Origin of the sequence: Streptomyces sp. NPDC059002 (assembly GCF_042740435.1) — a bacterium.
Classification (GTDB): Bacteria; Actinomycetota; Actinomycetes; order Streptomycetales; family Streptomycetaceae; genus Streptomyces.
The window spans coordinates 79200-91699 of sequence record NZ_JBHYJI010000013.1 but is presented as its reverse complement, the minus strand read 5'-3'; the positions used below and the strand labels follow the sequence as shown (position 1 = coordinate 91699).

The window sequence follows — 12500 nt, the reverse complement described above, 5'->3', positions numbered from 1 at the left end:
GGGTGATTCCGCCCTCAAGTGGCGTGCGGCCGACGGGAGTCGAGGCGCCGCGGCCGGTGGTCCGGCGGCCCGTCACGCGTCGAAGCGGCCGCGCGCGTCCTCGATGTGGCCGAGATACCGGTGGGTCCAGCCGCACATGGCGTCGACCGTGGCGCGCAGGGCCCGGCCCGGCTCGGTGAGGGTGTACTCGACCCGCGGCGGCACGGTGGGGTGCACCTTCCGGTCGACGAGGCCGTTGCGCTCCAGCATGCGCAGGTTCTGGGTGAGCATCTTGTGGCTGACGCCCTCGACCTCGTTGCGCAGTTCGCTGAAGCGCAGGGTGCGCTCGCCGAGCGCCTCGATGATCAGGAGCGCCCACTTGTTGGCGACGTCCGAGAAGATCTCCCGCGCCAGGGAGTCCGCGCGCCTCAGGTCGGCGTCCTCGGGCAGGCCCTTGAGCAGTTGCTTGGTCACCATCGGGTTCCCCCAGTCACCAAAAAGTGCGTTCTTCCAGGTCGGCTGTCACTCTCCTACGGTTTCCGAGTAACCACAAGAGACCACTGCAGGGTCACCCGGACCGAACTGACCTTCCCCGGCCGGTCCGGCACGGCGGCCCCTGGCGCGGTGGGCCGCCGATTCACCCAAGGGCGACACGAGTTCGCAACACACGACACGGAATGCCCGCCCAACTCCCGTTGGTTTCCTCTGACATGACCATTGGAATAGCCCTGCACGCGGTCGGCGGTACGAACGAGATCGACGCGACGGTGGACTGGGCCAGAGAGGCCGCCTCCGCCGGAGTCCGCTCGGCCTGGTTCGGGCAGACCCTCGGCGCCGATGCCCTCACGCTCGCGACCGTCGTCGGGCGCGAAGTGCCCCAACTGCACGTCGGAACCGCGGCGATCCCCGTCTTCGCCCGCCACCCCCTGCTCACCTGGAGCCAGGCCCAGACCGCGCAGGCCGCCACGCGCGGCCGGTTCCACCTGGGCCTGGCGCTCGGCACGAAACGCATCACGGAGTCGGCGTACGGCGTTCCCTACGAGCGCCCCGTCGCGCGACTGCGTGAATTCCTCACGGTCCTCCGGGAGGTGAGGGAGACCGGACACACGGAGTTCCGGGGCGAGCTGGTGACCGCCGCGTCCGCGCTGCCCACCACCGTGCCCGGGGCCGACGCACCCATCCCTCTGCTGGTCGCCGCCATGGGCCCGCAGGCGCTCAGGGCCAGCGGCGAACTGGCCGACGGCATCCTGCCGTTCCTGGCGGGTCCGCGCGCCTTGGGCGAGCACATCGTCCCGGCCGTGACCGCCGCGGCCGAACGGGCGGGACGTCCGGCACCCCGCATCGCCGCGTTCGTGCCGGGCATCGTCACCTCCGACGTGGCACGCGTGCGCGCCGCGGCCGTCGAGCAGTTGGCCTTCTACGACCCCATCCCGTCCTACGCCCGCATCATCGAGCTGTCCGGGGCGGAGCGCGCCGCCGACATCGCCGTGATCGGCGACGAGGAGCACCTGGCCGCCCAGATCCAGCGCTACCGCGACGCGGGCGCCACCGAAGTGGTCGTCTCCAACGGCCAGCTGAGCCATGCGGAGGACCGCACGCGTACGTGGAAACTCCTGGGCGAACTCGCGGCGGCATAGCCGCGCCCCGGTGCGGGGCCCGCACGCGGGCCCCGTGGTCACCACTGGCCGTCGTGGCTCAGCATGTACTCCATCTCCTCCGAGATGGACTCCAGGCACGCGGTGATCGCCTCGGCCGGCAGTTCCTCGGCGTCGATGATGCCCCCGTCCCCTTCCTCGTCGAGGAACTGACGGCCGACGAAGAAGCCCGTGAACGACTGGCGGTACTCCTCCTCGACCAGGCAGGAGGCGCTCCACCGGAGCTGGTCCTCCTCCAGGGCGCGGATGGCATCGCCGCCCGGTTCGAACCGGCCGTCGGGGGCGATGTCGCCGATGGCGGCCATGGTCGCGGCGTCCCACACCCAGGGGCGGGGGTCGCCCGGTTCCCACGCCTCCACCGGATCGCTCCCGGCGACCACGGCGACGAAGAGGTGTTCGGCGGGCCAGGGATGTCCGCGCCGCTCCTCCCGCAGCAGGGTGAGCAGATCGGCGTAGAAGAGGCTCGCCGGGTCGTCGATGGCGGGCACCCCGTCGGGCGGCCCGAGCGGCGACCGCATCGGTGAGGCCGCGCTCCGGAGCGCCGGAACGAGGACGGCGTCGATCTCGCCGAGGCCGATGAGGAAGAGCACCACGATCGCTTCCCCCACGATCATCTTCACGAACACCTCGGAGAAATACTTCTCCCCGGAGTCCATGCAGAATTCGTAGAGGATCAGTCCGTCCGTCTCCAGCCACCAGTGGATGTACAACTTGACCGGATAGCCCTGCCAGGTGGCGTCCCAGAACAAAAGGAACCTGTCGGGGCGGTACTTCCGGCCGGCCGCGTACGGCAGACCATGCCTGGCGACGGCGTCGTTGAAGGCGTCGATCTTCTCGCGGCCCTTGCGGCGGCCGGGGACCGAGGCGGGTTTGATCTCGTAGAACTCGCCGGTGCCCGCCGCGGTGTGGCTGACGAGGTCGGGGACGGCGAACTGGGGTCCTTCGGGTTCCTTCGGGGCCCGGCACTCCTCGCCGATGGCCACCTCGTCGAGCCACCAGTTGTGCTTCGCCAGGTATTCGGCGAAGTCGTTGCAGGGGTGCGGGCCCCGGTAGACGTCCTGGTAGTCGAGGCCGGGCCCGCCCTTCTTCGGATCGAAGAGCTTGCAGCCGCCCTTGGCGGCGCAGTAGGCGACGGATATGCGCCATTCCACCACCTTGCCGATGGCCGAGCGCAGTCGATTGTTCGTGATGTATTCGCTGGGTGCGAAGCATTTCTGCACGATGCCGCTCCTTCGTCCTGAACCACTTCCGGCTTCGACTGCCGCTGGGGCAAAGAAGTTGATGCTCACGCCGCGGGGAGGTTTGCCTAGCATGGAAGCGAGGTGGCGACCACGCACGTCACGGTCCGCTGGGTGGAACCCATGACCCCTGGGTTCGCGGAACGGCGAGGAGTCCGCAGTGGAGAACAGCCCTACGGCAGGGAAGGCCGACGCGGCAGGAGCCCCCTCGGGGAGGGGTGTGCTGGAAGGGGCGTTCGCGCTCCTGGAGGAACTCGCCCGGGTCGGCGAGGCGGGGCTGACCGACCTCGCCACGGGCGCCGGGCTGCCGAAGGCCACCGCACACCGCCTCCTGCACCAACTCGCCGCTGTCGGCGCGGTGGAGCGGCGGGCCCACCGCTATCGCATGGGCCCGGCGATCGCGCGCCTGGACCGCTCCGGCCGCCTCCATCGCCTCCTGGACCGAGCCTCCGCCGTTCCCCTGCGGCACTTGGCGCAGGCGACCGGGTCGACCGTCTGCGTCGTCGCCCCTTCCGCCGGCGACATGACCGTCATCGCCGGGATTCCCGGAGCGGCCCGCGAGGTATTTCCCCATCTGCCCGGGCAGACCCTGCCGCCCGACAGCGCGGCGGACGTCGTCCTCGCGGCTTCCCGGCGCGCCGCGGGCCCGCCGCCGGGGCTCTCATCGGCCCAGTGGACGCGCCGCCTGAACAGGGCGCGCGAGTACGGGGCGGACATCCACCAGTACGAATGGGACGGCGAGCGGATCTGCCTCGCCGCACCGGTGCACGCCCCCTCGGGCCTGGTCGTCGCCGCCGTCGGGGTGGCCGTCCCCGACCCTCGCGACCTCCCGGCCACCGTCGAATCCACGCAGCGCGCGGCCCGCATGCTCAGCACGCACATGCACAGGCTGGCCAAGGCCCAGTGCCGCTGAGTCCGGGACACTCCGGTGTCCAAAAAGGGCTGCTGGGGGCGGAGTTGCTCACTGAGCGCTTCTGATCCGTCGTGCTCAGTGACATGATCCGGCGGGTGGATTACCAAAGGTGCGTGGACATCCTCGCGAAGGTGCACGAGAACCCCTCCGGGCTTCCTCGGCAGGTGCGACAGGCGAACGTCTCCAAGCTGCTGGACGCGCTGGGCCGTCCCGAGCGGGAACTGCGCGGGATGCTGGTGGTCGGGACGAACGGCAAGGGGTCGACGTGCGCGTTCGCGGTCGCGGCGGTCGCCGCGACCGGCGCACGGGTGGGCAGCATGCCCAGCCCGCATCTGCAGGAGCCCAGGGAACGCATACGGATCGACGGGGTTCCCGTCACGCGCGCCGAGTACACCGCGGCGTTCGCCGAGGTCTGGGGTGCGATCGAGCGGCACGGTCTGCCCGTCCTGGCCCAGGGCATCTTCGCGACCACCGCGGCCGTGCACTTCCGGAACGCGGGCGTCGACCTGGCGGTGGCCGAGGCGAGCATCGGCGGGAGCAGGGCCGCGGCCGCGGAACTCGGCCTGGACGTCAAGGTCGTCACCGGCATCGGGCTCGACCACACCCGGCTGCTCGGCGGTTCCCTCGCCGAGATCGCCCGGGCCAAGATCGAAGCCGTACGGGACGGGGACCATGTCGTACTCGGGCGGCTGGCCCCCGAAGCGGCCACCAGCGCGGAGCAGGTCCTCAAGGAGCGGACGGGACTGTCGGTGTGGCGCATGGACCACGAGATCCACTACACCGCCCGTACGGACGGCCGCGACGGCGACGGCCGCCCGGTGACGCTGGTGGACGTGACCACTCCACGAGCCGTGCACCGCGACCTGCCCTGCCCCCTGTCGGGCGCGCACCAGCACCACAACCTCGCGGTCGCCATCGCCGCCGTGGACGCGACGGCCGCACGCGGCCACATCCGCGAGCCGGACGGCGAACGGCTCCGGACACGACTGGCGGCCACCCGCTGGCCCGGCCGCCTCGAACTCGTTCCCCACGCCCGGCTGGACGGCTGGACGGGGCGCGTACTCCTGGAAGGCGCCACCAATCCGCAGGGTGTCGCGGCCGTCGCCCCGGAGATCCTGCGTCATGCGGGTGCGGGTGCGGGTGCGGGTGCGGGTGCCGGTGCTGACGGCGATGGCGAGGGCGACGGCGGCTCGGGCTCGCCCGTGCTGGTCTTCGCCGCGATGGACGACAAGGACGTCTCCGGCATGCTCGCCCCGCTGCCCGTCCACTGGCCCCTGGTCCTCACCCGCTCCGACTCGCACCAGGCCGCGGACCCCGCCACCTTGCACAGCCGGCTCTCTCCCGGCCGCCAGGGACCGTGCCTGACGGCCGATGACGCTCCCTCGGCACTGCGCAAGGCCGCTGAACTCGCCGGACCCGGCGGCCTGATCGTCGTCTTCGGCTCGCTGCGCCTCGTGGGCGAAAGCCGCACCGCGCTCGCTCTGCGGCCCGCCTGAGACAGGCAGGTGCGTGACGGGCTACGCCCTCACGCCGACTGCTGATGCTTGTGCAGGGTCGTCCCGGCCCGGAAGCGGAGCCGTCCGCAGCGGTCCTTGTCCTCGTCCGACGCGGTCTCGTCGCAGCAGCAGTGCCGTGCCAGCCAGCGCAGGTCCTCGGGGTCGAGCCAGAGAGGGAGCCGGCCTTGCGCGGCCTCGGCCTGCGGGTCTGTGGGCTGTGGTGACTTCATGGGTTGTGACTGTATGCCCAGGTCTGGGCGTGGGCGGGCCGGGTGGAGGGCCGGAGGCCCAAGGGGTTCGGGCGGGGTGGCTCTGCTGAAGGGGTCCCGTGACGTCGTGGTCCGTTGGCCTGCTCGCGGTCGGGAACGGTGCGGTTGAGTGGACCAATGGCCCAGCTTCACGAGGCTCGGTTGAGCCAGGTGGTGATTGGATGGTGTGATGGGCCTGTCGATGGCGCTGCGGATCTCCGTGGCGCCTTCTTTGTGTCCGGAATGCCGAGAGGGGCGGGAAGCTGTGCTGAAGAGGGTGTTCGTGGCGCCGGATCCGGGGCGGATGCGGTTGCGGTTCGCGTCGCGGGCGGTCGTCGGCATCGCCCTGGCGGTGGCCGTGTGCGGTGTCGCCGGGCATTCGCTCGTCGCGGCGATCACCGGTGGGCTCGCCGCGCTGCTCGCCCTCTTCACCGTGGGGGACGCGACCGTGCGGGGGCAGGCGGTCACCACCGCGCTGCTGCCCGTCGTCGGGTTTCCCGTGCTCGCGCTCGCCGCGGTGCTGCACGACGTGCCCGTGGCCAGGGATGTCGCCTTCCTGACCGTGATGGGCGTCGGCGTGTACGCACGCCGGTGGGGGCCGCGCGGGCACTCGCTCGGGGTGTTCGCGTTCATGATGTTCTTCGCGACGCAGTTCCTGCACACCGTGCCGGGGCAGCTGCCCGAGCTGTTCGCCGCCGTGCTGATGTCGCTGTGTGCCTCGTCGGCCGTCCGATTCGGGGTGTGGTGCTACGAGCGGGGGCGGCCCGCCGCCGCGGTGCCCGCCGCGCCGGGGGGCCGGGGGCTTGCCCGGACGACCACGCGGCAGGCCGTGCAGGCCTTCGCGGGCGGTGCCTTCGCGCTGGCCGTGGGGCAGGTGCTGTCCGGTGAGCGGTGGTACTGGGCCGTGGGTGCCACCTGGTGGGTGTTTGTGAACACCGCGTCGAGCGGCGAGACGCTGGTGCGCAGTTTCCGGCGGGTGCTCGGCACTGTGATCGGCATCGGTGTCGGCTTCGTCGTCGCGGTGCCGCTGCACGGAGCGCCCGTGCCCTCCGCGCTGATCGTCGCGGTCAGCGTCTTCGGGATCTTCTACACGGCCGCCGTCTCGTACACCTGGATGATGCTCGCGGTGACGGTGATGGCCGGGGTGCTCTACGGCCTGCTCGGCGTGCTGAACCCGGCGCTGCTCGCGCTGCGGGTCGCCGAGACCGGGGTCGGTGCGCTCGGCGCCGCCATCGCCGTACTCCTCGTGCTGCCCGTCACCACGCATGCCACCACCAACGCCTGGATCGAGCGCGCCCTGCGCTGCGTGCATGCCTGCACCGCCGAGGCCGCCGCGCGCCTCGCGGGGTCCGTCACGGCGGATCCCGCGCCCCGCGTCGCCGAGCTGGAACAGCTCCTGGGCAGGGTGCGGCTCTCGCTCGCCCCGCTGGTGCATCCGCTCAGCCCGCTGCGCGGCCGCAAGGAGCGGGCCCGCCGGGTGCTCGCGCTGCTCGACGCGTGCGCCCGCGAGGTGCGGGGGCTCGCCTCGATCGCCGCGGACCCCGAGGCCTCGCACGACGACCGGCTCGCCGCGGCGTGCTGGCGGGTGGAGGCCGCGGTCGAGGCGCTCACCACGTCCAAGGCGGCGGACGGCCGGGCCGCCGATGCACTCGCCGCGCCGCAGCACTCCGCAGTCGAGCCCGCGCTGGCGCATCTGCACGGCCTGGAGAGGGCGCTCGCCGATCTCGCCGAGCCCCTGCGCAGCTCGACGCGCGCGCCGCTGAGCGCCTGACCGGCTGCCCGGACGGCCGTGCGGCGCGGGGCGCCGACGGCACCGCGGCCTCCGGCGCCGACTTGGTCTAGACCGGCTGCTAGCGTCGGCCGCACGAGCGGCACCACGGACGTGCCGCTCAGGTCGAGAGGGGACAGCAGTGGTCGTCGGCAGGCACGCCGCGCGGGCGTACATCGGATCCTTCACCGCGGCCGGGGGGCGCGGTGTCACGACGGCGGCCTTCGACGCGGACACCGGCGCACTGACCGTCCTGAGCAGCACGGACGAGGTCGCCGACCCGTCGTACCTCGTGCTCTCGCCCGCCGGGGACACGTTGTACGCGGTCAGCGAGACGGCCGAGGGCGCGGTCGCCGCGTACCGCGTCGGGGACGACGGGCCGCGGCTCGCGGGAGCCCCCGTCCCGGTCGGCTCCGCGCCCACCCATCTCGCGCTGCACGCGGGCCATGTGCTCGCCGCCAACTACGGCTCGGGCAGCGTCGCCGCCGTGCCCCTGCGCGCCGACGGAACCCTGGCCGCCGCCCCGTCGAGCGTGCTGCGGCACACCGGCACGGGACCGCACCCGCAGCGCCAGCAGGGGCCGCACGCCCACCAGGTGCTCGCGGACCCGAGCGGCCGCTGGGCGGTCGGCGTCGACCTCGGCACGGACTCGGTGCTGGTCTGCGCGTTGGACGCGGCGAAGGGGGACCTGACCCTGCACCGCGAGGTCGCGCTGCGCCCGGGGTCGGGACCGAGGCATCTCGCCTTCTCTCCGCGGGGCGACCGTGCGTACGTCCTGAACGAGCTCACGCCCACCGTCACCGTCTGCGCCTGGGGCGCCGCCGACGGCACGGTCGAGCCGCTCGCCGAGGTGCCCGTGCTCGCGGAGGTCCCGGACGGCGACGCCTACCCCTCGGGGGTCGTCGTCGCCCCCGACGGGCGCTTCCTGTGGACCGCCACGCGTGGAGCGGACGTCATCTCCGTGTTCGCGCTCGACGGGGAGAACGGGCTGCCGCGGCTGACGGCGACCGTGCCGTGCGGCGGCCACTGGCCCCGTGACCTGGCCGTCGACCCGTCGGGCCGGTACCTCTACGCGGCCAATGAGCGCTCCGGGAACGTCACCTGGTTCGCGGTCGACCCGGCGACGGGCATCCCGAGCAGGGCGGGCTCCGTCGAGGCGCCCGCGGCCTCCTGCGTGATCTTCGGCTGAGCGGTCCGCGGGGACCCGGTGGTCCGCCGCACGTACGACGCAGGGCCCGCCCCGATGTGGGGGCGGGCCCTGCGTCGTACATGCGCGGGGCCTCAGTGCACCGACGCGCCCGAGTGCTGCTGGGGGGTGATGCCGAGCGTCGTCGTGTACTTGGCGAGCGCGAGCTTGCCGATCGCCGGGTACGGGCCGAGCGGCTCGGCGACGGAGCAGCCCGCCTCCTTCGCCGCGGCGTCGAGCAGGCCCGGGTCGAGCTCGGGGCCGATCAGGTACGGGGCGAGCGCCAGCTGGGCCGAGCCCGAGCCGCGCAGCTGCTCGGCGGTCGCCGCGATGGCGCCCTCCTGGTCGAGCGCGGCGGCCATCACCGGCACCGCGAGGCGCGCGGCGAGCAGCATGCCGGTGATCCCGGCGGCCTGCACGGCCTCCTCGCCGCCGACCGTGGCGAGCACGATGCCGTCCGCGGCCGTCGCCACGGTGAACAGGCGGGCGCGGTCGGCGCGGGCCAGACCGGCCTCCGACAGGCGCACGTGCAGGGCCTCGGCGAGCAGCGGGTGCGGGCCGAGGACGTCGGTCAGCTCGGCGGCGACACGGCTGTCCATGACGGCCTGCCGGATGCGGCGCATCAGCGCGCTGTCGGGGCCCGCGAGCAGCGGCACGACGACGGCGGCGGGGCCGTCGGGCGCGGCGACGTCGTCGCCGGCGGCGCGCGCCTGCTCGAAGCGGGCGGTGCGCTCCGCGGCCGCGTGCGCGAGCACGGACTGGAGCGAGGGGAACTCGGGGAAGGACGTGACGGTGGCGTCCTCCTCACCGTCGACGTAGCCGATCCTGGCGTCGAGGCCGGGCAGCTCGGAGCGGGCGATGCTCACGACTTCCTCGGCGAGGCTGCGCGTGGTGGTGCTGGGGGCGCCCGGCACGGCGAGGACGAGTGCGGGCGCGCCCTCGGGAGCCGCGACGGGCTCCGGGCGGCGGTGCCGGCCCGGCTGGCGGGGTCGCGGCATTCGTACGGGCAGGCCGGATGCGGGCCCAGTGGGGGAGCTCATGCGGCCGCATGCTACTGGCTTGCGGGTCCTCGCTGTTCGGGGAGGGTGCAGGTGGGCGGTATAAGTCCGTTTTTGTCTGATGAATTACGTAGAGGTCAACTGTCGTCTTCACCGTGGACGGTGAGCATGCGCGGATCGTGCGGAAGTCGCAGCCGGTACGCGGCGATATCGGCGGCTATGCGCAGGGCGCCGTCCAGGGGGTCGCCCGCCGCCGGCACCTGCCGTGCGTGCGGCAGTTGACCGGCGAGTTCCTCGCGCAGCGGTGCGAGGAGCGGCTCGCCCATCGTGAACAGGCCACCCGTGAGAGCGACTTCGCAGTCCTCCGTCACCGGGCAGACGGCGGCCGCGGCCTCCGCGATGTGCCGTGCGGCATCGCGCAGGATGGCCCGCGCCACCGGGTCGTCCGCCGCGCAACCGGCCACTTCGGGGGCGAAGGAGGCGAGGACGGCGGGCCGGTCGGTGCGCGGATAGAGCAGCCCTGGCAGGTCCGCCACGGGGCCGAACATGCCTTCCGCGCGCGTGAGCAGCGCCTGTGAGCCGCCGCGTCTGCCGTCGTGCGCCCGCATCGCGGCTTCGAGCCCGGCGCGGCCGATCCAGGCGCCGCCGCCGCAGTCGCCGAGAAGATGCCCCCAGCCGTCGGCACGCCGCCAGGAGGTGAGGTCCGTGCCGAGCGCGATCAGGCCGGTGCCCGCGGCGACGACGGCGCCGGGGCGGTCTCCGAGCGCGCCCGCGTAGGCGGTCACGGCGTCCGCGGCGAGCGCCACGCGGCGTACGCCCAGGGCCTGTTCGAGCGCGGACGGCAGCTGGGCGCGCAGGTCGTCGCCGAGGGTGGCGAGGCCCGCGGCGCCGATCGCGACGGCGGTGATCCGGGCGCCGCCCGCCTGTGCGAGCAACTCCCGTGCCATCGGCAGGAGTTGCTCCAGGAAGTGCCCGGCGTCGATGCCCCGGGCGCCTGTGCGCACCGGCTCCGCGGAGCGCACCGGGGCGGGACGGGGCACCCCGGCGGGCACACCGAGGCCCGCCCGCAGCCCGGAGCCTCCCGAGTCGACGCCGAGGACCAGGGCGCCGGACGGCACCCCGGCGGACGGCTCACCGGGGGACGGCACCCCCGCGGACGGCGTCACGGAAGCCGCCAGTCCACCGGTTGCGCGCCCTGGCGGACGAGCAGGTCGTTGGCCCGGCTGAAGGGGCGCGAGCCGAAGAAGCCGCGGTCGGCCGACATCGGCGAGGGGTGCGCGGACTCGACGGACGGCAACTGCCCGAGAAGCGGCCGCAGATTGCGGGCGTCGCGGCCCCACAGGATCGACACCAGCGGTTTGCCGCGCGCCGCGAGCGCCCGTATCGCCTGCTCGGTGACCTCTTCCCAGCCCTTGCCGCGGTGTGCGGCGGGCTTGCGCGGGGCCGTGGTGAGCGCCCTGTTCAGGAGCAGGACGCCCTGCTGGGTCCAGGGCGTGAGGTCGCCGTTCGACGGCGGGGGCAGGCCCAGGTCGTGGGTCATCTCGCGGTAGATGTTGATGAGGCTGCCGGGCAGCGGCCGCACTTCGGGCGCGACCGAGAACGAGAGGCCCACCGCGTGACCGGGTGTGGGGTAGGGGTCCTGGCCGACGATCAGGACGCGGACGTCGTCGAAGGGCTGCTGGAAGGCGCGCAGGACGTTCGGGCCCGCCGGGAGATAGGTGCGTCCCGCGCCGATCTCCGCGCGCAGGAAGTCGCCCATCGCGGCGATCCGTTCGGCCACCGGCTCCAGGGCCTTGGCCCAGCCTGGTTCGACGATTTCATGCAAGGGTCGTGGTGCCACGGCGTCACCCTACTGCCGTAACGGGGCCGTCGATCAACCGATGGCCGCCGCCCGCACACAGAGCACGTCCGGCAGGTGCGAGGCGAGTTGCCGCCAGCTGTCGCCGTCGTCCGCCGACGCGTACACCTCGCCGTTGCGATTGCCGAAGTAGATGCCCGCCGGGTCGCTGTCGTCGCTGCACATGGCGTCGCGGAGCACGGTGCCGTAGTGATCCTCCTGGGGCAGGCCCGCGCTGAGCGGCTCCCAGGTCGTGCCCGCGTCGTCCGTGCGGTAGACCCGGCACCGGTGGTCGGCGGGGACCCGGTCGCTGTCCGCGGTGATCGGGAAGACGTACGCCGTGCCGCCGCGATGCGGGTGGGCGACCGCCGCGAAGCCGAAGTCGGAGGGCAGCCCGTCACCGATGTCGGTCCAGCGCGCGCCCGCGTCGTCGCTCCGGTACACACCCCAGTGGTTCTGCAGGTACAGCCGGTCGGGGTCGGCCGCGTCGCGGGCGACCTTGTGCACGCACTGGCCGAACTCCGGGTTGGGCTCCGGCAGGAACACCGCGGAGACGCCGTGGTTCGACGGGGTCCAGCTCTCGCCGCCGTCGAGGGTGCGGAACACCCCGGCGGTGGACACCGCGACCGTCACGGCGCGGGCGTCGCGCTCGTCCGTGAGCACGGTGTGCAGGCCCTCGCCGCCGCCTCCCGGTACCCACTTGGAGCGGGTGGGGTGCTCCCAGAGGGGGCGTACGAGTGCGAAGCTCTCGCCCCGGTCCGTCGAGCGGTAGAGAGCGGCCGGTTCCGTGCCCGCGTACACCACGTCGGGTTCGGCGGCCGCGGGGTGCAGCTGCCAGACCCGCTCCAGGGACGCGCCGGTGTCCTTGGGGAATTTGACGGCGGGCTTGGCCGGTTCCGTCCAGGTCGCGCCGAGGTCGTCCGAGTGGAAGACGGACGGGCCCCAGTGCGCGCTGTCGCCGCCGACGAGCAGGCGTGGGGTGGGGCCCCGGGTGTCGATGGCCACGGAGTAGACGGCCTGCGCGTTGAAGTACGGGCTGTCGTCGAACTCCCAGGCGCCGCCGCGCCTGCGGCCGATGAAGAGGCCTTTGCGGGTACCTACGGTCAGGATGATGTCGGACATGCCGACCACCTCCGGGACGTCGTTGTCTCAGGTACCGGCCAGTCTGCACCCCGGCACTGA

12 protein-coding genes are annotated in these 12500 nt (G+C 73.2%); 5 read left to right on the top strand and 7 right to left on the bottom strand.

Features of this window, described 5'->3' with window-relative positions; genetic code table 11:
* Positions 1-72 precede the first annotated feature (72 nt).
* Positions 73-456 (bottom strand): winged helix-turn-helix transcriptional regulator, encoded by a 384-nt coding sequence (locus ACFWZ2_RS14935; protein ID WP_384545550.1) that lies wholly within the window; start codon positions 454-456, stop codon positions 73-75.
* A gap of 233 nt (positions 457-689) precedes the next feature.
* Here ACFWZ2_RS14935 and ACFWZ2_RS14930 point away from each other — a divergent pair, with 233 nt between their 5' ends.
* Positions 690-1616: an LLM class F420-dependent oxidoreductase gene (locus tag ACFWZ2_RS14930; protein WP_384545548.1), complete on the top strand. Its 927-nt coding sequence runs from the start codon at positions 690-692 to the stop codon at positions 1614-1616.
* Between the two features lie 38 nt (positions 1617-1654).
* Here the strand turns inward: ACFWZ2_RS14930 and ACFWZ2_RS14925 are convergent, their stop codons facing one another.
* Positions 1655-2854, bottom strand: coding sequence for a hypothetical protein (locus ACFWZ2_RS14925; RefSeq protein WP_384545546.1), 1200 nt, complete (start codon positions 2852-2854; stop codon positions 1655-1657).
* A 178-nt stretch (positions 2855-3032) separates the two neighbouring features.
* On the opposite strand from ACFWZ2_RS14925, the gene ACFWZ2_RS14920 reads away from it, so the two are divergent.
* The gene (locus ACFWZ2_RS14920; RefSeq protein ID WP_384545544.1) at positions 3033-3785 is read left to right on the top strand and encodes a helix-turn-helix domain-containing protein; all 753 of its coding nucleotides are present in this window, start codon (positions 3033-3035) and stop codon (positions 3783-3785) included.
* A 113-nt stretch (positions 3786-3898) separates the two neighbouring features.
* Complete coding sequence (locus ACFWZ2_RS14915) at positions 3899-5281, top strand: bifunctional folylpolyglutamate synthase/dihydrofolate synthase (protein ID WP_384545542.1); 1383 nt, start codon at positions 3899-3901, stop codon at positions 5279-5281.
* A gap of 29 nt (positions 5282-5310) precedes the next feature.
* Here ACFWZ2_RS14915 and ACFWZ2_RS14910 read toward each other — a convergent pair whose 3' ends face one another.
* On the bottom strand, positions 5311-5511 hold the full coding sequence (locus ACFWZ2_RS14910; RefSeq protein ID WP_384545540.1) for a hypothetical protein: 201 nt from the start codon (positions 5509-5511) through the stop codon (positions 5311-5313).
* A 283-nt stretch (positions 5512-5794) separates the two neighbouring features.
* Here ACFWZ2_RS14910 and ACFWZ2_RS14905 point away from each other — a divergent pair, with 283 nt between their 5' ends.
* Entirely contained in the window at positions 5795-7300 is a 1506-nt protein-coding gene (locus ACFWZ2_RS14905; protein ID WP_384545538.1) for an FUSC family protein, read from the top strand.
* A 139-nt stretch (positions 7301-7439) separates the two neighbouring features.
* Positions 7440-8486: a lactonase family protein gene (locus ACFWZ2_RS14900; RefSeq protein ID WP_384545536.1), complete on the top strand. Its 1047-nt coding sequence runs from the start codon at positions 7440-7442 to the stop codon at positions 8484-8486.
* A gap of 92 nt (positions 8487-8578) precedes the next feature.
* Here the strand turns inward: ACFWZ2_RS14900 and ACFWZ2_RS14895 are convergent, their stop codons facing one another.
* From ACFWZ2_RS14895 to ACFWZ2_RS14880, 4 genes are all read right to left on the bottom strand, one after another.
* Positions 8579-9523: a sirohydrochlorin chelatase gene (locus ACFWZ2_RS14895; protein WP_384545534.1), complete on the bottom strand. Its 945-nt coding sequence runs from the start codon at positions 9521-9523 to the stop codon at positions 8579-8581.
* Between the two features lie 95 nt (positions 9524-9618).
* Positions 9619-10647: an N-acetylglucosamine kinase gene (locus tag ACFWZ2_RS14890; protein WP_384545532.1), complete on the bottom strand. Its 1029-nt coding sequence runs from the start codon at positions 10645-10647 to the stop codon at positions 9619-9621.
* Positions 10644-11321 carry a uracil-DNA glycosylase gene (locus ACFWZ2_RS14885; protein ID WP_384545530.1) on the bottom strand — a complete coding sequence of 226 codons (678 nt, stop codon included), beginning with the start codon at positions 11319-11321 and terminating at the stop codon, positions 10644-10646. The genes ACFWZ2_RS14890 and ACFWZ2_RS14885 overlap by 4 nt, the downstream gene beginning before the upstream one ends.
* Before the next feature lie 33 nt (positions 11322-11354).
* Positions 11355-12440 carry a WD40/YVTN/BNR-like repeat-containing protein gene (locus tag ACFWZ2_RS14880; protein WP_384545529.1) on the bottom strand — a complete coding sequence of 362 codons (1086 nt, stop codon included), beginning with the start codon at positions 12438-12440 and terminating at the stop codon, positions 11355-11357.
* Positions 12441-12500 lie beyond the last annotated feature (60 nt).

What these genes read in the sequence shown, in the direction of transcription:
- ACFWZ2_RS14935 (WP_384545550.1), bottom strand. Translation starts at nt 456, where the DNA reads ATGGTGACCAAGCAACTGCTCAAGGGCCTGCCCGAGGACGCCGACCTG.
- ACFWZ2_RS14930 (WP_384545548.1), top strand. Translation starts at nt 690, where the DNA reads ATGACCATTGGAATAGCCCTGCACGCGGTCGGCGGTACGAACGAGATC.
- ACFWZ2_RS14910 (WP_384545540.1), bottom strand. Translation starts at nt 5,511, where the DNA reads ATGAAGTCACCACAGCCCACAGACCCGCAGGCCGAGGCCGCGCAAGGC.
- ACFWZ2_RS14895 (WP_384545534.1), bottom strand. Translation starts at nt 9,523, where the DNA reads ATGAGCTCCCCCACTGGGCCCGCATCCGGCCTGCCCGTACGAATGCCG.
- ACFWZ2_RS14880 (WP_384545529.1), bottom strand. Translation starts at nt 12,440, where the DNA reads ATGTCCGACATCATCCTGACCGTAGGTACCCGCAAAGGCCTCTTCATC.